We start from the raw sequence: 22,338 nt of genomic DNA, 5'->3' as shown, positions 1-22,338 counted from the left end.
GTGCTGCAGATGACGAGTACGCACGGAAACACCAAGAGACCGATCACGCTTGTAGCCGTGGTGACGGCATTTTGCCTGCTCGGCGATTCGATGCTTTATGTCGTGCTGCCGATCTATTGGAAAGAAGCGGGACTCGACTCCTTATGGCAGGTCGGCATTCTGCTGTCCGTCAACCGGTTCGTCCGTCTCCCGCTCAATCCGCTTATCGGCTGGCTGTACAATAAAATGCCGCTGCGCATCGGACTTGTCGTCGCCGTCCTGCTGGGAGCGCTGACGACGGCCGGATACGGGCTGTTCCACGGCTTCGCCGCTTGGCTCGTTCTCCGCTCCGTCTGGGGAATTGCGTGGTCGCTACTACGGATGGGCGGATTCCTGTCCGTCATCGCCTACTCGGACAATTCCAACCGCGGCCGCTGGATGGGGCGGTATAACGGAATATCCCGGATCGGCAGCCTCTTCGGCATGCTGCTCGGCGGCTTGCTGGCCCCCGTCTTCGGATTGGCTCCCGTCGCTCTCGCATTCGGCTTGTTCGCCTTGGCCGGGCTGCCCGCAATCGGATTGTTCATGCCGAAGCGCGACCGCGCGGAATCTCCGCGTACAACCGCTTCCGCAGCCGCCGCACAAACCGGCGCGGCCCCGGGCGTCTGGTACAAGTCCGCTGCGGTAAGGAAAGCGATCGCAACCGGACTCGTCCTCTCGGTGCTGCAGTCGATTTTGACCGCAACGCTCAGTCTCGTAATCGACTCCAACTACTCCGGCGTGCAGGCGCTGTTCGGCATCGCGTTGGCCGGTACCGCGCTGGCCGGCGTGCTCCAAGCCGTACGCTGGACGTCCGAGCCGCTGCTCGCCTCGTGGTTCGGGCGGCTGTCCGACGGCCCGAGAGGCCGCTTGCCGCTCTTCGTCACGGCTCTGCTCGCCTCCGCCGCCGGGTTCGCGCTCATGCCGTGGCCGCTGCCGTTCGCGCTGTGGCTCGCCGCCGTGCTGCTCGTCATGATCGCCGGCACCGCCGTCTCCACGCTCATGGACGCGCTCGCTTCGGATGCCGCCCGCACCGCCTCCGTCGTCGCCGTCATGACGGCTTACTCGGTCGCGACCGACCTCGGCTCGGCCATCGGCCCGGCGGCCTCCTACGCGCTCGCGGGCTGGGCCGGCGGCCTCGTGCCCGCCTACATCGGCAGCGCCGCCATCTTCGCGGCGATCGCCTTGTGGCACATTCCCCGCCGGCAGCGGCGCGCGGCTTCGGATATCGCGGGATCGGCGTGAGCCGTCTCCCCTTCGTCCATGCCGCCCCTCTCTCACTGCTGCACCATCTTCGCGAGCTCCTCCATGATCGCATCGATCCCGCCTTCGATATCGCTCTCCTTGACATTGGAGACGTTCAGCTTCAAGATCGGCTCCTTCGGATAATCCGTCAAATAATGCTTGTCGATCGGCTCCACGATAATCACCCGTTTCTTCAGACGGGCGGCAAGCCGGGGAACCGATACGTTGCCGCTCAGCACGATATGCGTATGAACGGCAGGCGATCGTGCCGGGGTGTAACGGAACGTCTCCCTTCCTTGACCCGCATGACGCAGCAGAGCGGATGCGAGAAGGCGGGACCGGCTCGTGCACGAATCACGGATTTTCTGCTTGTGGCGTTCGAACATTCCGCTTTTCATGTAGATTTCCAGCGCCGCCTGCGACAGCATGGAACTGTCGATATCGAGCAGCCGTCTGTACCGGGCGAACGATTCGGCCATCGGATCGGGAATTACGGCGACTCCGACGCGCAAGCCCGGGAATATGATTTTCGAATAGCTCTTCAAATAAATGACGCGGGACGCGGCGTCATAAGCGTAAATCGGGTCGGACTTGCCGTTCGTCTCCAGATCGGCCAAGTAATCGTCCTCCACGATGAACGCATCGTACCGCTCCGCCAGCTCCGCGATCCTCTTCTTCTCTGCCTCGGAATAAGAGCATCCCAGAGGACTGTGGAAGCGTGACATCGTATAAAAAAACTTGACGTCCTCCGTGCGGAATATCCGCTCCAGCTCCTCCATATCGATGCCTTCCGCCGTTCTGCGTATGCCGATCGCCGGAATCCGATGCGTCTCCAATTGATCCGCGAACAAATGGTAGCCCGGCTGTTCGACCACGATTTTCGTCTTGCCGTTCGGGAAGGGCATCGACACAAGGACGGACAAAGCTTGCTGGACGCCCGACGTAATGAAGATCCGGCTCTCCGCGGCGAACACCTGATGGTTCGTCAAGTCTTTCCGGATAACCGGCAGCAAGGAAGGAAGTCCCTTCGACGTGCCGTATACGAACAGCTCGTTCCGGTACGTATCGATCGCCTTATTGATGCAATGCCGGAAATCCAAATACGGGAACACATCCGGATCGGGTGAGGATGCGGCAAAATCCAATGTCTCCGCCTTCGCGGTCCCGCTTCCGGCTCCCCGCTTGACCACATAATAGCCGCTCTTCGGCACCGAGTAGATCAAGTGCCTTCTCTCCAGCTCGTTCAAAGCGCGTACGACGGTACCGGCATTGCAGCCGTATTGCCCGGCGAGTACCCGAACGGAGGGCAGCTTGTCGCCTTCCCGATAAGGGCCGCCGTCGATCAGCAGCTCCAATTCGTTTAACAGCCGCATATATTTGTGCACCGGCTTCACCTGCTTCGCCGCCATCTGTATCGATACAGACGGCTTTTTTTCATATTGTAGCAAATAGGCGGACCCTATACTATAAAGGCTATAGCTTCGGCCCGTGCACAGCCGGCATGTTTACCTTATTCAAAGAGGAGGACTCGTACCATGACAGCAAACCGGAACAGCACAGCCTATGCGGCTGTCGTCTTATACGCTTTCGTTATCGGCTTCTCGTTCATCTTCGTCAAATTCGCGCTGACGGCGGCATCCCCGCTCGATACGCTAGCACACCGGTTTACGATTTCGCTGATTGCCGCTGCCGTTCCCGTCTGCTGCGGATGGATTCGGCTGAGGATCCGCCCCCGCCGGCTGTTGACCGTTCTGCCGCTCGCCTTGTTCTATCCGGTCCTATTCTTCACGCTCCAGACGTTCGGCCTCTCGTATACGTCCTCTTCGGAAGCCGGAATCGTGCAGGCGATCGTACCCGCCTTTACGATGATCATGGCCGTCATCTTGCTAAAGGAGCGTCCCGGCACGTGGCAGAAGCTGTCGGTGCTGCTGTCGATCGCGGGCGTCGTCTACCTGTTCGTTATGAAAGGAACCCGATTCGAAGCGGCTTCCATTGCAGGAATCGCTCTTATGGCGCTGGCCGCCCTTTCGTTGGCCGGCTACGGCGTGCTGGCGCGGAAGATGGCGCAGTCACTCCCGGTAACCGACATGACGTTCATGATGTCGCTGATCGGCTTCATCGCCTTCAATGCGATGTCCCTCGCCCGGCACGTCTCGGAGGGGACGCTGTCGACTTACTTTGAGCCGTTCGGCAGTCCGCTGTTCGCAATGTCCATCGTGTACTTGGGGGTCATGTCTTCGCTGATCAGTTCGTTTTTGTCCAATTATGCCTTGTCCAGATTGGAAGCTTATAAGGTTAGCGCGTTCAACAACTTGGCGACGCTTATTACGGTGATGGCGGGAGTGTTCGTCTTGAAGGAGCGGCTGGAGGTATACCATATCGTCGGGGCCGTTCTTATCGTAGCGGGTGTTCTCGGGACGAACCTGCTCGGTACCGGCAAGCGCGGCGTGAAAGCGCCGGAGCGTAAGGACACTGTTCGGGAAGGCAGGGCGGGGTAAGCGGCGGGCGCAAAAATTGGAAAAAGGACTATTCCATAAACCGTCTTTGACGATCTATGGAATAGCCCTAGTCACTATCAAATTAGTTTCAGTTAATCAATTGCGACTTTTGCAGCAGCCGCTGTACAAGTACCGTAATCTCCGCACGGGTTACCGTATCTTTCGGCGCTAGCTTGCTGCCGTTGCGGCCGGTTACGAGTCCGGCTTTCAAGGCGTCCTCGACGCTTGCTGTCGCCCAATCCGCAATCGCTGCGCGGTCCGTGAAGTCGCTGGTCGACGGCGTCCACTCTTGCGGAGATTTTCCTTGCTTGCTTTGCAGCTGCGTAATCTTCATCGCCTTGGCGATAATGACCATCGCCTGCTCGCGCGTAATGCTCTCCTGCGGACGGAACGTGCCGTCTTCAAATCCGCCGATCAGACCGTTCGCGTACGCCGTTTGCACCGCTCCGCTGAACCAGTCGCTGCTCTTCACATCTTTAAACGGCGACGTTGCCGCGCTTTCGGCTTTCAGTCCCAAACCGCGTACGATAACCGCTGCGAACTCCGCACGCGTCATGTTTTGATCCGGGTTAAACATGCCATTGCTTACTCCGTTTACAATCATGCGCGAGCCCATGTTGTTGATGGTGTCTTTCGCCCAATGCGTCTCTGCATCCTTAAACGTAATCGGATGCCATACGAGCGAATAAATACTGTTCGTCAAGCTGTTCACTTTAGCGTAATACTTGCCGTCGATCTTGACGATCTGCGTCGGCACATGGCGTACCGTTCCGTCCGGATCAACCACAATGGCCGTCGTAATCTTCGAAGCGTCTACATTGTCCGGGATCGCAATCGTCCGTTCTACATAGGCGTCGAACTTGTTGATCTCGAATGTTTTGCCATTGTACACCCCTCGCACCGTAAATTCCAGAGGCGGCAGTACGAGGCTGAACTCGCCTGCTTTTGCCGCATTTTGCACAACGGTCGTTTCCGCTGCCGTCGGCTTGGCGATCTCAATCTGGATTTTGATGTCGGAAAGCGTTACGTTTTGTCCCAGTTGCGCCGAAATCGCATTGATGTCGATTTGCTCGGCCGGAATAGTGTAGGTCGCGCTATCGGTCTTGATCTCGATTACCGCTTGCTTTTTCTCCATATTGTTAACCATTTGTCCGTTCAGTTCGCCTACTGCTACATCCGATGTCGTGGTAATCGGGATCGTGATGACCGCATTTTGTCCGGCTGCGTCTAACCGCTCTTGCAGCTTCGCCGGATCAATCGCGACCGTCGTCACCGACTGACCGTTCACCGTCGTTGTCGTCGCTGTGCCGGTTTGCTCGGCCTTGCCGTTGACCAGCACGTTGACGCCCGAGTTAGGAGTCACGCTGCCTGACGGGTACACGACTGCGCTAAACGGCTTGGCGCTCAGTTCATTCGACGCTACACTGTCGCCGGCGTTGTTCATTGCTTTCACGACGTAGTAGTACGTTATTCCGTTCGTTAATTCAGTTGATGTATAGCCGTATACCGATCCTCCAACTGTGATTGGAGTACTGCTGCCGTATGTTCCCGATGTGACCGTTTGGTACACTTTGTAGCCGGTCGCTCCGTTGACCGGAGTCCAAGATAGCGTTACTTGCCGGTTGGCTGCAACAGCCGATACCAGCACAGGCGCATTAGGAACCGGGTTTACCGTTGTATCGATTACGGTGATCGTATAGGTCTGCGGCGCGCCTGCGCTGAAATTGAACGTCAGCGTCTTTGTTCCGACCGGCAAGCTTGCAAGGTACGAAGTGTTCAACGTGATCGTATTACCATTGACACTGTAATGCGTTCCTTGAACGAGCGGCGTCGAGCCATCGGTAATGTTCGACAGCGTGTTCCCGTTTGCAGCCATCGTCACATTCAACGGCGATTGTTGCGCCACATTTTTGTCAAACGTGCCGGATGTCGGCGTGATGATGCTGTTTTGCGGGCCTACCGTCGTATCGATTACCGTGATCGTATAGGTCTGCGGCGCGCCTGCGCTGAAATTGAACGTCAACGTCTTTGTTCCGACCGGCAAGCTTGCAAGGTACGAAGTGTTCAACGTGATCGTATTACCATTGACACTGTAATGCGTTCCTTGAACGAGCGGCGTCGAGCCATCGGTAATGTTCGACAGCGTGTTCCCGTTTGCAGCCATCGTCACATTCAACGGCGATTGTTGCGCCACATTTTTGTCAAACGTGCCGGATGTCGGCGTGATGATGCTGTTTTGCGGGCCTGGCGTCGTGTCGATTACCGTGATCGTATAGGTCTGCGGCGCGCCTGCGCTGAAGTTAAACGTCAATGCTTTCGTGCCGACAGGCAAGCTTGCCAGATAGGAGCTACTCAGTGTAACGGTATTACCATTGACACTGTAATGCGTTCCTTGAACGAGCGGCGTCGAGCCATCGGTAATGTTCGACAGCGTGTTCCCGTATGTAGCCATCGTCACATTCAGCGGTGATTGCTGTGCTACATTTTTGTCAAACGTGCCGGATGTCGGCGTGATGATGCTGTTTTGCGGGCCTGGCGTCGTGTCGATTACCGTAATCGTGTACGTTTGTGGCGCGCCTGCGCTGAAGTTGAACGTCAATGCTTTCGTGCCGACGGGCAAGCTTGCCAGATAGGAGCTATTCAGTGTAACGGTATTGCCATCGACGTTGTAATGCGCTCCTTCCACAAGCGGCGTCGAGCTATCGGAAATGTTCGCTAAGGTATTGCCGTACGTAGCGATCGTCACATTCAACGATGATTGTTGCGCGATGTTCTTGTCAAACGTGCCGGTTGTCGGCGTGATAATGCTGTTTTGCGTTGTGTCGATTACCGTGATCGTATTCGTCTGCGGCGCGCCAGCGCTGAAGTTAAACGTCAATACTTTCGTGCCGACTGGCAAGCTTGCCAGATAGGAGCTATTCAGTGTAACGGTGTTGCCGTTGACGTTGTAATGCGTTCCTTGCACAAGAGGCGTCGAGCCATCGGCGATGTTCGACAGCGTTTTCCCATATGTAGCCATCGTCACATTCAACGGTGATTGCTGCGCTACATTTTTGTCAAACGTGCCGGTTGTCGGCGTGATTTGCGGATCGGTAGAATCGGTAATCGTAACGGTCAGCGTCTGCGGCGTACCTACGCCGAAATTGAACGTCAGCGTCTTTGGTCCGAGCGGCAACAAAGACAAGTACGAGGAATTGATCGTCACCGCAGTCCCATTCACAGTATAATCGGTTCCTGATAGCGGAGTGGCACCGTCGGTGATGCTCGTCAGTCCGTATCCGTACGCCGACATCGTCAACGAAACGTTTGCCGGAACCTTCTTGTCGAATTCGGCCGTTGTCGGACTGATTGTGCGCGTGTTGGGCGCTTTAACGATTCGCGCCTGCAGCGAAAACATATTGTTATAAGCGATATACAGTTCGTTATTATACACGAACATATCAAACGGATTGGGTAGGGATTCCAAAGTATCGCTTTCCGTTACCCATGCGGAGCCATCGTATCGCTTCAAGACTATGCTTGGAAAAAGCCGGTTGGGCATGGGCACCACTTGATAATATGCGGCATACAAAGTTCCGTTTGCGGTTACCATGACCGGATTCATGACCGGAATTATGACCGGATTTATGACCGGATTCAGCCCGTTTTCTACGGCTACCCAATCTGATCCGTCATATTTTTGGGCTTTAAGTTGGGGACCGTCCAGCCACATTGCAAAAAGTTCGTTGTTAAGCGCGCGCAAGATTGGAGCTGTGACGTTCGGCACAGTACCGCTTAAAACGCCTCCGTCCACAAACTCCCAGCCGTTGTTACCCAAACGTTTTACTCGTAGATTAACGCCTTCTGTCCATGCCACGTACAAAGCATTATTAAAAACTTCAGCAGCGATCGGCGATGAGGTCCCGCCAATGATCAAATTGCCCAGCGGGACGCCACCGTCCGCAGATTCCCATACGCCGTTGACTAATTTTTTGGCACGAACTTGTGTATTGGGTGCCAGCAGAGTTTCATTCCAAAATGCATACAACGCCCCGCCATAGCTAATCATATACGCGCCTGAAGTGGCTGAGTTGCTATCAACGCTCAATCCTGTCCCGCCGTCCGCCAAGGGCCAGTTTCCATTTTCATACTTTTTCACCCGTAATTTCGCGTTAAGTCCAATTCCTTCCGTCCAGTAAGCATATAACACATTATTATGTTCAACCAATCTGGGAGTCATGCCTGTCCCGACTGGTAATACTTGAGGTGATTCTTGAAGACCGGCTCCGGATATGTCCGTCCATGTTGGCGCGGTATACTTGAACACTCTCACCGTCGGATTGGATAGTTCTGAATATAACGTCGCAACATACAGCTCGCCGTTGTATTCCATTATTGATGGAAACAATGCCGGAGTCATGGGTGACCCTATATCCCCGCCAACTTGCTCAAAATCGATAGAAGCTGACGCGCGCTGTCCTCCAAACGGCACAAGAACCCCAAGAGCCAAAACAAAGCATAATAACAGCGAAACCCCTCTTCCTCCAAATCGAGTTCCTTTCCAATTAAGTCCCATACCCTGCTGCCTTCCTCTCCCAAAGTGACAAATTTCGCTATTTTCCACAATACATTATAGTGTAAGGAATGATAGAATACATAGTTAATTTTAGTTCAAAAAAATTTGAACTATAATAGCGTGGATGAAGTGGATGCGGACGAAAATCGAATACGATACGCCCTCTACCCCGCCTGTTCATCCTTCGCTATCTCTGCTATGATTAAATGTAATAATACGTACAGAATCTACTTGATTCTTGTTGAATCCGCCCATTTCCTATACATTTCTTGTCTTCATGCAGCTCGGCAATCACCGGAAAGGAGGCCTCCTCACCAATGCGCGAACCGTCCAGCGAACGGTTGAACCCGGTGCCGAAAGGTTTTTCCATCCACAAGGCGCACCGGACCGCTCCGTTCAATATGCCGCTCAACCATTACCACGACGCATACGAAATCTATTACATGTGCTCGGGAGAACGGTATTACTTTATCAAAGACCGGACGTACCGGGTCCAGCCCGGAGACCTCGTGCTGATCGACAAGCATGTGCTGCACAAAACGCAAAATATAACGAACGGCCACGAACGGATTTTGATTCATTATCGCGACGGCTTCCTCGATCCGATCTTCGAAAGCTCCGGCTGGGACCACCGGTCCGTATTCGAGCAGCCGGTCATCCGCTTGAACATCAAACAGCAGGCGGTTGCCGAAAGTCTGCTCGAAAGACTGCTCGAAGAAAGCAAGCTGCAGTCGCCCGAATCTCCGGTTTATATCAAAATCACGCTCATGGAGCTGCTGCTGTTCGCCGGCCGGTGCATACGAGAGCAGGCAAACGCCTTGTCGCGAACCGAGCCGGACAATCCGATGTTCGAGCGCGTCGCTTCGGTCGCCGCCTATATAAACGATCATTTTGCGGAGGAGCTGTCGCTTACGCTGCTTTCCGGATTGTTCCATATCAATCCGCATTATTTGAGCCGCATTTTCAATAAAGTGACGGGATTCTCGTTCGTGGAATACGTCAACCTCGTGCGCCTGAAGGAAGCGCAGAAGCTGCTCGCGGCCGGGGAGATGAACGTGACGGAGGTAGCCGAAAGCGTCGGCTTCGAAAGCTTGTCCCATTTCGGACGCGTGTTCAAAGCGTCGCTGGGCATGAGCCCGAAAGACTTCCGCAAAAGGTTCGGCGGCTAATCGATACAGGCGGACGTGCCGCAAACAGCAAACGGCCCGATTCCGGCAATCGGGCCGCACTTTTTATACCGATATCACGTTGACGCCGGCGTCGCGAAACAGCTTGATTTGCGCCTCCGACGCTTCCGCTCCGGTAATGAACGTATGGACCGCGTGAATCGGAGCGACCGCGTGCAGCGAAGCTTTTCCGATCTTCGTATCGTCGGCCACGACGATAATTTCCTGCGCGGCGCGGATCATTCCCTGCTTCGTCGGCACGAGCTGCGCTTCCGGGTGCGTGAGGCCGTACTTCGAATGGATCGCCGGCGTGCCGATGAACGCTTTCTGCACATGGAGCGTCGACAGCACATGGTCCGTAAACATCCCGTTCAGCATGTAGCTCGAATGATACAACGAGCCTCCCGTCACGATGACGGAAATGCCCTTGGAGTCGCGCAGCTCCGCGGCGATGTTCATATCGTTCGTTACGACCGTAATATTCGAACGGTCCACGAGATGCTGGGCAATATGCAGCGTCGTCGTTCCCGAATCCAAAATAATGTGGTCCCCGTCCTCGACGAGCTCGGCCGCCCGTTTGCCGATCCGCTGCTTCTGCTCCAGCTGCTCGTGCGCCCGTTCCGTGAAGGACGGCTCGCTGTTCGCCCCCTGATCGACAATAACGCCGCCATGCGTTCGTTTCAGCAGCCCCTCCTGCTCGATCTCCGCCAAGTCCCGGCGTATCGTCGCCTCATGAACCTGGAACGCCTGGGCAAGCGCCGCGACCGAAGCGACGCGATTTTGCTTCACATATTCGACGATGCGTATTTTCCTCTCCGCTGCCAGCAATGAACGAACCTCCTCATAATTTGCGCATATCCGTGTTTATTTGTATTCGCTTTTCGTTCGATTCACTTATTGTTAGACTAAAGTTCGGCATAAGGTTTGTCAACTTATAGCGGACGACCGGAGCCGAAGCGCACAAAATGACAATCCCGACCGAACAATGTGACATTCATCCCGCGGCGGAAAAAGTTTATGATAGGGGCGGAACAAACCATATCGATCAAAAAGTCAGGAGGTATAACATTTGGCGCGCAATCCGGTAAGACTCGCTATCGTTGGCGGCGGCAGGGGCTCCGCCTTTCTCAAAGTGCTCGCTCCCTTGTCCGACAAAATACAACTCGTCGCCTTCTGCGACAAAAGAGAAGAGCTGGTCGGCAAATGGAAAGAGGAGCGCCCCGACCTCCTCACCTTTTCCAGCTACGAGCGTCTGCTGGAAAGTCCGGACGTGGATGCGGTTTTTCTCGCGACCCCGTTCACTCTGCATGCGGATCAGTCGATTCGGGCGCTGCGCGCAGGCAAGCATGTGCTGTGCGAAGTCATCGCAACGACTACGATCGAAGAGAGCTGGGCGCTTGTGGAAGCGGTGGAACAAACCGGCCTGACTTATATGATGGCCGAGAACTGCGTCTTTACCCGCTCCAATATGATGGTTGCCCGGATGGCCCATTCCGGTGTATTCGGGGAGCTTTCATTCGCCGAAGGCGCGTACATCCACGACGTACGGAATTTGATGCATGATGCGGAAGGAACTCTGACTTGGCGCGGGCGTCTGCGGAGAGATTTCAACGGAATGGTGTACCCCACGCATTCGCTCGGTCCGATCGCTCATTGGCTGAACGTGAACAAAGAAGGCGGAGACGAGTTCGAATCGATGACCTCTCTCGTATCAAAGGAAGTAGCGAATCATCACTATTTCCGCGAGCTGTTCGGCGACAACCACCCCGGGGCCGATCGAGACTATTGGCAGCAGGGCGACTCCGCCGTAGCGCTGATCAAAACGAAAAAAGGCGTGCTGATCCAACTCCGGTACGACGTGAAGTCCGCCCGCCCGATGAATGCAACCCATTACGGCCTGCAAGGGGCGAACGGCGCTTTCTTGGCGGGAAGGCATCAGGATGAAGACCCTATCGTCTGGATCAAAGGTCTCTCTCCCGGCTTTTCGCCGCACATCCCGAAAGAGCCGAAGGCGAAATGGGAATCGCTGTGGAACTATTCGGAATCGTTCGAGCATGAGCTGTGGCGGAAGTGGCGGAACGAAATCGAGCAGACCGGACACGGCGGCAGCGATTTCTTCGTCCTGGACGAATTCGCCTCGGCGATTGCCGAGAACCGGCGGCCTTTGATCGACGTATACGATGCGGTGTCCTGGAGCTCCGTATTCCCGCTGTCCGTGGAGTCCGTTCAGTCGCAAGGAAAACCGGTCGACTTCATTTCTTTTCGCAGAAACCGGCAATAGCTCGCGGAACGATCGAGACAAGCCGGCGATGATGGAGGGATAGTCCAAATGCGGTACGATTATTTGATCGCCGGCGCCGGTATTATCGGTCTGACGATTGCAAGAGAGCTGAAGCTGAGGGAGCCGGACGCCCGGATTGCGGTGATCGAGAAGGAGCCGGACGTCGCGAGCCATGCCAGCGGACGGAACAGCGGCGTTCTGCACGCCGGCTTCTATTATACGGCGGACAGTCTGAAGGCGAGATTTACCCGCGACGGCAACCGCGCCATGAAGCAATACTGCGAGGAACACGGCTTGAGCATCAACTATTGCGGCAAGCTGGTCGTCGCGGCGGACGAGTCGGAGTTGAAAGGGCTCGAGGAGCTGAAGAGGCGTGCGGAGCGGAACGGCGTCGAGCTCCTCTGGGTGAACGAACAAGAAGCCGCCCTAATCGATCCGAATGCGAGAACGTACAAGAAAGCGCTGTATTCTCCGAACACCGCGTCGGTCGATCCGGTACAGGTGTGCCAATGCTTGAAGAAGGAAGCGATGTCGTACGGCGTAGACTTCTTTTTCGAAACTCGGTACATCAGTCATGCCCAGCATACGGTTAAGACGAATAAAACCAATTTCACTTTCGGCTATTTCATCAATTCGGCCGGGCTGTATGCCGATCGGATCGCACACGACTTCGGCTTCGGGACCAAATACACCATTATTCCTTTCAAAGGAATCTACTTGAAATATGCCAAAAACAAAACCGACGTCCGAACGAACATTTATCCGGTACCCAACTTGAACAACCCTTTCCTGGGTGTTCATTTTACGAAAACGGTCGATGGCGGCATCAAGATCGGTCCGACCGCCATTCCGGCTTTTTGGCGGGAAAACTATAAAGGATGGCACCGGTTCCGGATCGGCGAGTTTCTGCAAATCCTTTATTATGAGGCGAAGCTGTTCGTTACGAATTCGTTTCATTTTCGCCGGCTTGCCTATGAGGAAATCAAGAAGTACCGCAAATCGAACTTCATCGGATTGTCGTCCAGGATGGTTAAAGAGCTGGATGCCCGGTCGTTCGGCGACTTCATGCAGCCGGGAATCCGCGCCCAGCTGCTCGATAAAGCTACGCTTGAATTGGTCCAGGATTTCGTGCTGGAGGGCGATGACCGGTCGATCCATATTTTGAATGCCGTATCGCCCGCATTTACTTGCTCGCTGGCGTTTGCCGAATATGTGGCCGATCAAATCGAGGAGAAACGGACGGGAATATCTCCGGCTGCCCGACCGGCTGACAATCCAGTGTCCGGCTAGACGATCCGGTTTATCGCTCCGGCGTCGAACCGGGGCTGTCGTTCTGCACCCGATGGTTCATTCGATGCAGACTGGGTGACTTTCCGTAATAATTACTGAATGCCCGGGTAAAGGCGAATATGTCCGAGTATCCGAGGGAGAGCGCGATTTCGGTAATCGAAAAGTCGGTTTCCTCAAGCATTCGCGCCCCATTCGTCATTCGCAGCCGCAGCAAATATTGCCCCGGCGAAATGCCGAACAGCTTGGAGAAAGCCACGGTGAAGTGGGAGCGATGAATCCCGACGTAATCGGCCACATCCTGAACGGTAATGTCCTCGGTGTAATGCATTCCCATAAAGGCTTCGCTGTCTTTAACCCATTCATACGAATTTCTTTCCCGCGCCTGCAGCTGACGGGAAGGGTTGGAGGCGGCAAGATGGTCGAATATTTCGTACAGCTTGCTTTTCCACCGGTAGTAGCTGCCTTTGCCCGACTTCAGCAGGTGGAATTCGTCCAGAAGCTGATGCAGCATACCCGGCATGCCGGGTATGCATACTTTGCGTATATACGGCTGCTCCTCCGTCAATCCCACGCTCTGCAGCAAAGCCCTTACGCCTTCCCCTTCCAAGCCGAACCAGGTCAATTGAAGCTGCGGCTTCTCCGGAATGACGCCATATTGGGCGATCACGTCCGGGAACAGGCAGAACATGTCCCCCTTGTCCAGAAACACGGACTCGCCGCCTGCTCTATACATCATCTGTCCGTCCAGTATAAATTGAATGATAAAGTAAGGGTACGTTCGCGGTATCGTCTGATAATGGGGCTTCGCTACCATTCGACCGGCGAATATCGGACAAATGCCGATCGCTTTCTCTAATGTCGATGGCTTGTAGAACGCCATCTTGGCATACTCGCTGGCATACTCTTTCAAACCGCGCATCAAAGCTCCCCTGCCCCCGTTATTCTCTCATGGTGAACCTGTGCTTCCATTCTAGCATACGTACCCAAACCGTTGTCATGCAAAAAAATAACGAACACGCAAGCCCGCTGCAGTCCGGGCCGGCATGTTCGTTCAAAGCTACGGCTTATTTTCCTTGCGATGCGATATACTGCTTGATCTGGTCTTCCAGATCGCGAAGCGACGTATTGATGTCTTTGCCATCCTTCACTACGTTTGCGAATTCAGCCTCCATGAGCGATGTAGCTTTGCTGAAATGCCGCGACAGCTGGGGAGCCGGGCCGGATTTGCCTTTGAACATGCCCGTTACATTTTTCCCCTTCAACTCCACCATATCCGCACCGAACATTTGAACATACTTCGGATCTTTGAGCGCCGATTTTCTCGCCGTCTTCCTGGCCATCGCCGTCTGCACTTCATCGGAGAACAGTACTTCCATCACCCGCAATTGGTCGTCGGGATACTTGCTTATCTTGGTCGGGATCATCAGATGAAGATTGTACCAGCCGCTTATGTTCGGAAGCTCCTTGTAGAACGGCTTCTGGACGATATCCCAATTCATGTCCGGTACATCCTTCAGCATCGAGAACAGGTTGCCCTGCGGCGATATCATCGCGAGCGTCTTCGTCTTCATGAATCGGTCGTACATCGCCTGCAGCGTTCCGAAGTGCGAATTGTTCGGGACGGAATAGATCGTCTTACCCAGCTCGAACGCTTTTTTATACGGCTCGCTATTTACAAGCACTTTCTCGGTTTTATGATCGATATACGGGAGCGACAGTTGGGAAATCAGCGAAAGCCCCGTGGATTGCAAACCGGAGTACACGATGCCGGCCTCTTGGCGGGACACCTTTCTGGACAATTCGATCGCTTCGTCCCAATTCATCCCGTCCTTCGGGTAGCCGACCCCGAATTTGTCGAAAAGGTCTTTATTGTAATACAAGCCGACTACGTTTTCGGCATAAGGAAGCGCGTACAGCTCCCCTTTGTCCGAATACTGCTTGATGACATCGAGCGCCGCCTGATCGAACCGGTTCAAGTCGAAATTATGTTTTTTGGCGAGCGGAATAATATCCGTATAAATGCCCCGATCCAGATGATTCGACAATTCGCCGTTATACGAGACCCAAAAGTCAAGCTGCGTTCGCGCAGTCAGAAGATCGACCAAATTTCCCGTAATCTTCTCGACGGTAAGATGCGGATACTTCTTCTTGACGGGCTCGGCAACAAGCGCCTGGAAATCGGCTGCATTCAGATACGAATCGGGTGCAAGCACCTTTAACGTGACCGGCTCGAGCGGCTTCTGGACTTCCGCCGGCTTGGCGGGAGCCGTATTCGACCGGTCGGCTTCTTTCCCGCCGCCGCCCGAGCAGCCCGCGGCAGTCGCCGCCACCCCTATAGCGGCAAGCATTACAACCCATTCTTTTCTCATGGCAATCCTCCTTGGCTCATAGAAAGCTAATATAAAAGTCCGGTAAACTCCGCTGCAGGTCTGAAATATGCTTCCGATCGCCGTTGTTCCCAGATTTTTTGATTCAATAAGCCCTTAATCGGTAAAAATCCGGAAACAAATGCGACCGCTGGCGCTTCTCCAGCATCATTTCAGACCCTCCGCTAAGTTTCACCGGACTTTTAGAAAGCGATTGCAAAACAACCTGCGCGGGATCGACCCGCTCCTATTCTAGTCTCTCTGCCTCCCGATGCATCTCGCGAGCAAGTTGCGGGTAATGCGCTGCACCCTCGGATCGGGGCCTTGTACACGGCCGAAGAAGCCTTTTGCAGGAATATGGCCCGGCGGATTGCTCAGCCCTTGCGCCCACCAGATCGTGCCTGCGTTGAACACCCAATTGTTGAGCGGTCCCGGGTATATAACGGCCGCATGCTTGCCGTCTCCTACTCTCGGACTGGCGTGCTTTTGCTTTGCCGAAGGCGGAGTTACGCCAACCAATTCGCTATGCGCCAGCATTTCCAACCCTTCGATCTGCTTGAACGGCGCACCGTGGTATTCCCAGCCGACCAAGCCCGGAATGCAGTCGCCCTCCTTCATCTCGGTCCCTTCGAACGCCCAATGGTCCGGATTCGATACCGTCCAATCGCCATATCCCGGACCGAAGGTCGTAGCTCCCATCAGCTCGTATTCGTCCAGAAACCGCTCTTTGCGGGCGAATGCGCGGAAAGGTGCCCCCGTAATCTGATTCTCGTAAGGAATAACGTCATGATTGATCGAATTCCCGCTAAGGAACAGCAAGCTCACTCCTGCATCTCTCGCAGCGGCGGCATTGTTATACATCGTTCTGGTCCAATATTCGTCGTGGCCGACAGAGATGAATACTTTGCACGTTTCCAGCAAGCCGGGGTCATCATGAAGATCGAGATTCGAGCAATACGCGACATCGTACCCTTCCGCCTCCAGCCAATAAGCGAGCGGAAATTCCCACAGCAGAAACGAGCCCGAGCCGCAGGACAAAGGAGAATCGACAATTTGGCAATATTTCGAATACGGCCTATCGAAGCTGACCCTGACGTTAGGCCCCATATACCATAGCTGCGGCGTTCCGTCGTCGTAGATTGAGTTCAAACCGGGCCATTTGTTGTAGGCTTGCCACGTCAGGTCGCTCATTTGGACGAGAACGTCCGCCTTCTTCCGTTGTTTCACGACGAAGATGATATAGCTTTGCGCGCGGGAGTGCGTTTGCCTCGTCAGCTTGACCAAATAAACGCCGCTCACCCAATCGTCCGGAATCTGCAGCGTCGTGCTGGGCCGCCAATTGCACTCCCGCAGCCGCTCCACCGTCTCTACGGGCACCGGCTGCGGTTCGCCGTCGAACGTACCGAGACTGCACATATGCCGGCCGCCGGTTCCGCCGTAATACCCAAGCCGGTATACGTCCATCGTAAAGCGGCAGGCGGGCTGGACGCTCACCATAAGGTCAATCGTTTCTCCCGGATAGACGCTCGTGCGGGAAGCGTATCCTTCTATCGTCGAGGACCTTAGCCCGGCGATCAGCGACGTTTGAACCGTATCCGCGGAATCGAATCGGAACCGCGTCATTTGCCAATCCAATGTGCCCGGCAGCAAATTTTCTTGTGCCGTTGCATGCTGCATCTACACCCACCCCTATGTTCTCATAAACTTTTCACATATCCATCATAATCGCCGGGGCAATCAGGATGAATGCCCGAATGTTCGGCTTGATTTGTTATTTTGTACGGTTCGATCCACTGCTCTATTTAACCTCTATCAAATCCGTATAGTAGGTCAATACGGAACCTGCCACTTGATCCGCCGTAATGCCCGTATTAAGAGCCGCACCCAATCCCGCGGACGTTTCTACGATATTTCCCGTTATGGATTCTACATAGAACACGGCGCTTTTGAACAATATTCGCCAATCCAGCTGCAGCGCCTGATTTGGTTTAATGTTAGTCGTATCCGATAATTCCAGCTTCGAAGTCGATATCCATCTCACAATCGTAACATCCGTTTTTCCGTCACCTCCCTTTAAGCTGCCTATCGTGGAAGGATAGTTGTATTTCGTCTTATATAATTTGCCGTCCAGTCTGCGAATGTACTGCCCTTTCGCTACCGTTGTGACGGCGCCCAGCTCGGCAGGCGGTTCCACGATCATGCTGGTTTCCGGCGTATTGTTCTCGAGCACCATGCCTCTCGAATATTTATATCCCGAATTGTTATCGATATCGGACAAATCAAAGATAGGGTAATACGGCTTTACTCCGTTTGCACATCTGACTTCATTTCCTATTATTTTGAAATCGGCATTCGAAGGATGAGCATTATTCAGCGTTTTTATAGTCGTCTTCATATTGATTGTATCCGTAGCGTACATTTCATCTTGCTTGAATACGTTGCCTTTGATAAGCACTTCCGATACGTTACGGTTCACCCATATAGGCAGCTTCGTGTTTTGGAATAAGTTGTCCAATATCGTAACTTGCTTGATCCAGTTGTTGCTTCCCGTATCCATATGAAGCGCGATCCCGTTTCCTCCGCAGTTGACAATGGTGTTATTGCGAATGTCCAACCCTCTCGCCGTCACGTTTATATAAAATTTGATACCGGCATCGCCCGAGTAAAGACTGTCGGAAACGGTCCGGGACTTATACTCGATATAATTGTTGTACAAGCTTATGTTCTTCAAAGGCGTAGTTTGTGTCCATGTCGGCGTTTGCAGCTTCACGTCAATACCGGCGTTAGGTTCCGGATGACCTTGCTGTTGATCGTTAATATAAATGCTGTTGTTATACACCCGCAAATCTTCCAAGTAACCGCTTGGCAGGTTCATCGGCCATATGAATACGCCTTTGTTGGAGGATTCGATCGTATTGTTGTAAATTTTGCAGCCGCGGCCGCCCGCTTCCAGTTGGATGAGCTGATTATCGTAGGAAGTAGACGGCGTAACCAATATCCCGTTCGTAAACCCTAGACAGATGTTATCGTTGCAATGACTGTTATGACCTTGAAATTCGATGCAAGTCTCCGGTGTGAATGTCGTCAAGTTCTGACTGTAAAATAAATTGTTTTCGATATGATTGTTTTCACCGGCAATCCAAAAAGCGGAAATATCGAACCACGAGAGAGGAAAGTTGGTGAAGTCATAGACGACCTCGCAATTCCGCAGTGTACTGTTGTTAATATCCGCCCTAATGATCCATACGCCGTTTCCTTTAAATTTAACGTTATCGAGCAAGTAATTGTAACCCTCTCCGCCATTGATAAAGGTACGGTGAGCTTTCCACGTTGCGGAACTCGTCACGGCATTATCGACGTTGCAATCCATAGTTACATGTTGGAACGCAATATTTCGCAGCAGTTTATTCGGTACGGGATGGGTAAATAATTCTCCCCAATCCCCCGTAGAACCGTGAATTTTGATGATGGATAAGTCGCGGTGTACCCCTCTGATCGTCACGTTGGATTTTAGAATGATTGTTCGGGTTGAGGCAACTACGTAATAAGTTCCTTGAGGAATCTCTAGATAGCCTCCACCCAATGAATCCAAATAGTTCAGACAGCTTTGGATATAGGGAACATTGTTCGGAATGCCGGCACTTCCGCCAAATTGTTTTAAGTTAATCGTACTATTTTTTACGATCAGCTTGGCTTTAAGCCCATTTTGCATAGGGTGAACCGAACCGCCGTCATCAACCAATGACGGATCGTTGACCAATACATATTCGCCCCCGCCTCCGTCGCCAGGCTCGTAATAACCTAAAGTGACGACGATTTCACCTTCTGTAAAGCCAAGTATCGCTTTCATATCGGTTACTCGATCCACGTATGTCGCTCTATCCGCCAACTGCTCTGAAACTTCCTGCGCATATTCCTGTACGACTTCTTCCGCGATCCGGCGAATGCCTGCCGCGTTGCGGTCACTGCCTTCTTTGCCATCCGCTGAATTTCCGTATACGTTGTTCGTCACACTGCTTCCCAGCGTAGTGCCTCTGCTCCACAAAGTCCCTGTAAACGCAACTGCTCCAGCCGCGCCCAAGGTCAACAATTTTCTTCTGCTTATCTTGTTAGGCAAGCTTCGCTTCAATGGCCAATCCCTCCTCGTGCTTGATTTCGGCTAATATTCTAACTCGATTCGTTTCCATCATAGCGGTCGGGACCAAAAGGATGAATGCCCGATTGTTCGCCTTCGTTTGTTATTTTGTTTGGAGTGATTCGCACAAAGAAACAGCGGCAGTCTAGGACGCTAGAATAATGTCCCGGACTGCCGCTGCCGCGTATTACTTTACTTTGACCGTCTCGATTTTTTGATTCGCCTTCTCGTTCGCCTCCCTTAGCGCCGTGTTCACGTCTTTTCCGTCTGTCAGGACCTCGTTCAATGCTTTCTCGAGAAACTCCTGCGCGGTCGGATCGTACTTCGTCACTTTGTACAGTGGCGCCGATTTTAGCTTGAAGATCGCTTGGATGTTTTTCCCTTTCAGCGATTGCATGTTGGATCCGAACGTCTTCTCCAATTCCGGGTCCGTCAGGGCGGACACGTAGCCGTCCTTGACGATCTCGGCTTGAACCTCCTTGGACGTCAAATAGGCGATCACCTGAAAAGCCGCTTCCTTATGCTTGCTTAGCGTCGAGATGCTCAAATTGTGCGAATCGACCTGATACGATCTTCCCGGCGCCTGCTTGTAGGTCGGCATCGCGACCATGTCCCAGTTCATCGGAGTTCCTTTTTTGTACATATCTTCGAAATTGCCGAGCACGTTCCAGAAGGCCGACATCGCAACCGTTCCTTTATAAAAATCTTGCATGTTCTTGCCCCTCTTGTTGCCCGGAATGCCGTAAATCGTCTTCAAATTGTTCAGCGCCGCGACGAAGCTCTCCGCTTGCAGATTCGCTTTCCCCGCCTCGTTCACGAAGTTGGCCGACATTTGGGAAACCCCTTCATACGTGCCGCTCGCATCCAATCCCCGGTACTCCGTTCCGCCGTCCGTCCTCGTCACTTTCCGGGCGAGCTCGGCGGCCTCCTCCCACGTCATGCCGTCTTTCGGATAGGACACCCCGAATTTATCGAAAAGATCTTTATTGTAATACAAAACCCCGAAATTCCGGTAAAACGGCAGCGCATATAGCTCTCCTTTCGCCCCCCACATTTTGATCGCGTCCAGTGCAAGCGGGTCGAGCTTGGCAAGATCGAGCTTATTCTTCTTCACAAGCTCGTTCAGGTCATGGAGCAAATTCAGATCCAGCAGCTCCGCATACCACGGAGTGCTCTGGTAGATCAAGTCCGGGAACGATCCCGCCGAGACGAGCTCCTGCGGCAGCTTGCCGGCGCCCCGCACTACGGGCTGAAGCGTGATATGGGGATATTTCTTCTTGACCGCGCTTACGATATACTCCTGGATCGGAAAAGCCGCTGGCATGTACAGCGTCAGTGTAACAGGCTCGGCAACGATCGGTTTGTTCTCGTCCCCGGAGGGCGAAACCGGGCCGGCACTTTTGCCGCAGCCGCTCAATATAACGGCAATCAAGACAACAATAAGAACGGTATGACCGAAATGTTTCATCACAATCCCCCTTCAATTGTTGAAATAGCGTTACACCCATACAGTACACGTCTTTCGTCCTCCAGTCTTTAGAGGATATTCATAAGATGGCGCAGGACAAGCTCGTTATGAAAGCCCTTTCAGCCGACGATTGAAGTTTGCTTTTGTACAATATTGACTTTTGCCGCTTCTGCTCGAACATCCGGGAATAAAATGGACGTCTACATCTCCAGACAAAAAATATCCCGTTCTTACGGAACGGGATCAGGGCTGCCGGTATGGGGATGCGAACAATCGTCAATGCTTCTGCTGCTGTTGCTGTGCCTGCGCAAAAGCTTCGATCCGCTGCATGAATTCCTCCGCTGCGCTGTAGCCTTGCAGCCTGAGCGACCAGTTATTGGCCGCCGCTTCGACCAGACCGGCGACATCGCGTCCCGGCTGGAGCGAAATTTGAATATGAGGAATTTTCACATCCATATAAGTCGTAAATTGCGGCTCCACGTCGAGCGCGTTGTACAGCTCGTTCTCTTTCCACTGCGTCAGCTCGATGTCGAGCACGATGCGGGTCTCGTCCTGAAATGCGCCCCGGCCGTAAATGCGGGCCACATTGATAAGTCCGACGCTGCGAAGCGCGAGGAACTCCTTCGTTTTGCCGTCGTGGGTGCCGAGAATCGTTTCCGGGCCCAACTTCTTCAGAACGACGGCATCGTCCGCGACGAGCCGGTGACCGCGCCGGATCAGCGACAACGCCGTTTCACTCTTGCCTATGCCGGACTTGCCGCGCAGCAAAATGCCGATCCCCGCCACGTTGACGCATACGCCGTGCACCTGGATTTCCGGCGCCATCGATTTCGTCAGGAACGCATCGACCATGCCGATCCATTTCGTCGTCGATTCCGGCGTACGAAGCAGCGGGATGCCTTCTCTCTCACAATGCGTGATCAGGTAGTGAAGCCCCTCCGTCTCCTGATTCCACGTCACCACGAAGCACGGCGGGTGGTATTGTACGACATGTCCGATTCTGGAATCGCGCTCCTCCTCGGTTTGCTTATGCAAATACGTGATTTCCTTACGTCCGAGCACCTGAACACGCTGCTGCGGGAAAAAATCGAAATAGCCGACGAATTCGAGCCCCGGCCGGTGAACCCGGGATTTGTCTATTGTCCGGTGCAACTGTGTATGGCCGGCAAGGATTTCCAGATGGAAGCGATTGACCAAGTCTTGAACCGTTATCGATTTCATGGGGCGTTGCACCTCTTTCCTATGATGACATCAGGGGGCTCCCCCAAAAGTACTCGGATTACGCCGCGAATCTTATCTTCGCTTTCGGGGGACCA

Annotated in this window: 14 protein-coding genes; 5 read left to right on the top strand and 9 right to left on the bottom strand. The window is 53.7% G+C overall.

Annotated features, from left to right (window positions below; translation table 11 throughout):
- Positions 1-9 precede the first annotated feature (9 nt).
- Entirely contained in the window at positions 10-1,263 is a 1,254-nt protein-coding gene (locus FE783_RS20130) for an MFS transporter (RefSeq protein ID WP_138881192.1), read from the top strand.
- Positions 1,264-1,295: 32 nt separating this feature from the next.
- Here FE783_RS20130 and FE783_RS20125 read toward each other — a convergent pair whose 3' ends face one another.
- Positions 1,296-2,648, bottom strand: coding sequence for an aminotransferase-like domain-containing protein (locus FE783_RS20125; RefSeq protein ID WP_138881338.1), 1,353 nt, complete (start codon positions 2,646-2,648; stop codon positions 1,296-1,298).
- Between the two features lie 150 nt (positions 2,649-2,798).
- Here FE783_RS20125 and FE783_RS20120 point away from each other — a divergent pair, with 150 nt between their 5' ends.
- Positions 2,799-3,761: a DMT family transporter gene (locus FE783_RS20120; protein WP_138881191.1), complete on the top strand. Its 963-nt coding sequence runs from the start codon at positions 2,799-2,801 to the stop codon at positions 3,759-3,761.
- Positions 3,762-3,849: 88 nt separating this feature from the next.
- Here FE783_RS20120 and FE783_RS20115 read toward each other — a convergent pair whose 3' ends face one another.
- Positions 3,850-7,578, bottom strand: coding sequence for a X2-like carbohydrate binding domain-containing protein (locus FE783_RS20115; protein ID WP_158301928.1), 3,729 nt, complete (start codon positions 7,576-7,578; stop codon positions 3,850-3,852).
- Positions 7,579-8,633: 1,055 nt separating this feature from the next.
- Between FE783_RS20115 and FE783_RS20110 the strand changes: the two genes are divergently transcribed.
- Complete coding sequence (locus tag FE783_RS20110; protein WP_138881189.1) at positions 8,634-9,485, top strand: helix-turn-helix domain-containing protein; 852 nt, start codon at positions 8,634-8,636, stop codon at positions 9,483-9,485.
- A 63-nt stretch (positions 9,486-9,548) separates the two neighbouring features.
- On the opposite strand, the gene FE783_RS20105 is transcribed toward FE783_RS20110, so the two are convergent.
- Positions 9,549-10,310, bottom strand: coding sequence for a DeoR/GlpR family DNA-binding transcription regulator (locus FE783_RS20105; protein WP_138881188.1), 762 nt, complete (start codon positions 10,308-10,310; stop codon positions 9,549-9,551).
- A gap of 241 nt (positions 10,311-10,551) precedes the next feature.
- Between FE783_RS20105 and FE783_RS20100 the strand changes: the two genes are divergently transcribed.
- Positions 10,552-11,763, top strand: a complete 1,212-nt coding sequence (locus FE783_RS20100; RefSeq protein WP_138881187.1) for a Gfo/Idh/MocA family protein — start codon at positions 10,552-10,554, stop codon at positions 11,761-11,763.
- A gap of 48 nt (positions 11,764-11,811) precedes the next feature.
- Positions 11,812-13,053, top strand: coding sequence for an L-2-hydroxyglutarate oxidase (gene lhgO, locus FE783_RS20095; RefSeq protein ID WP_138881186.1), 1,242 nt, complete (start codon positions 11,812-11,814; stop codon positions 13,051-13,053).
- A 10-nt stretch (positions 13,054-13,063) separates the two neighbouring features.
- Here lhgO and FE783_RS20090 read toward each other — a convergent pair whose 3' ends face one another.
- The 6 genes from FE783_RS20090 to hprK form a co-directional block, all read right to left on the bottom strand.
- Positions 13,064-13,972, bottom strand: coding sequence for an AraC family transcriptional regulator (locus tag FE783_RS20090; RefSeq protein WP_138881185.1), 909 nt, complete (start codon positions 13,970-13,972; stop codon positions 13,064-13,066).
- Positions 13,973-14,117: 145 nt separating this feature from the next.
- Entirely contained in the window at positions 14,118-15,422 is a 1,305-nt protein-coding gene (locus FE783_RS20085) for an ABC transporter substrate-binding protein (protein WP_138881184.1), read from the bottom strand.
- A gap of 249 nt (positions 15,423-15,671) precedes the next feature.
- Positions 15,672-17,096 carry a N,N-dimethylformamidase beta subunit family domain-containing protein gene (locus FE783_RS20080; protein WP_138881183.1) on the bottom strand — a complete coding sequence of 475 codons (1,425 nt, stop codon included), beginning with the start codon at positions 17,094-17,096 and terminating at the stop codon, positions 15,672-15,674.
- A 121-nt stretch (positions 17,097-17,217) separates the two neighbouring features.
- Positions 17,218-19,548 carry a hypothetical protein gene (locus FE783_RS20075; RefSeq protein ID WP_138881182.1) on the bottom strand — a complete coding sequence of 777 codons (2,331 nt, stop codon included), beginning with the start codon at positions 19,546-19,548 and terminating at the stop codon, positions 17,218-17,220.
- A 193-nt stretch (positions 19,549-19,741) separates the two neighbouring features.
- Positions 19,742-21,022 carry an ABC transporter substrate-binding protein gene (locus FE783_RS20070; protein WP_138881181.1) on the bottom strand — a complete coding sequence of 427 codons (1,281 nt, stop codon included), beginning with the start codon at positions 21,020-21,022 and terminating at the stop codon, positions 19,742-19,744.
- Positions 21,023-21,298: 276 nt separating this feature from the next.
- Positions 21,299-22,243, bottom strand: a complete 945-nt coding sequence (gene hprK, locus FE783_RS20065) for an HPr(Ser) kinase/phosphatase (RefSeq protein ID WP_138881180.1) — start codon at positions 22,241-22,243, stop codon at positions 21,299-21,301.
- Positions 22,244-22,338 lie beyond the last annotated feature (95 nt).

It is taken from the genome of Paenibacillus mesophilus, from assembly GCF_005938385.1.
GTDB classification, from domain to species: Bacteria; Bacillota; Bacilli; order Paenibacillales; family NBRC-103111; genus Paenibacillus_AB; species Paenibacillus_AB mesophilus.
This window is presented reverse-complemented; position numbering and strand designations above follow the sequence as displayed.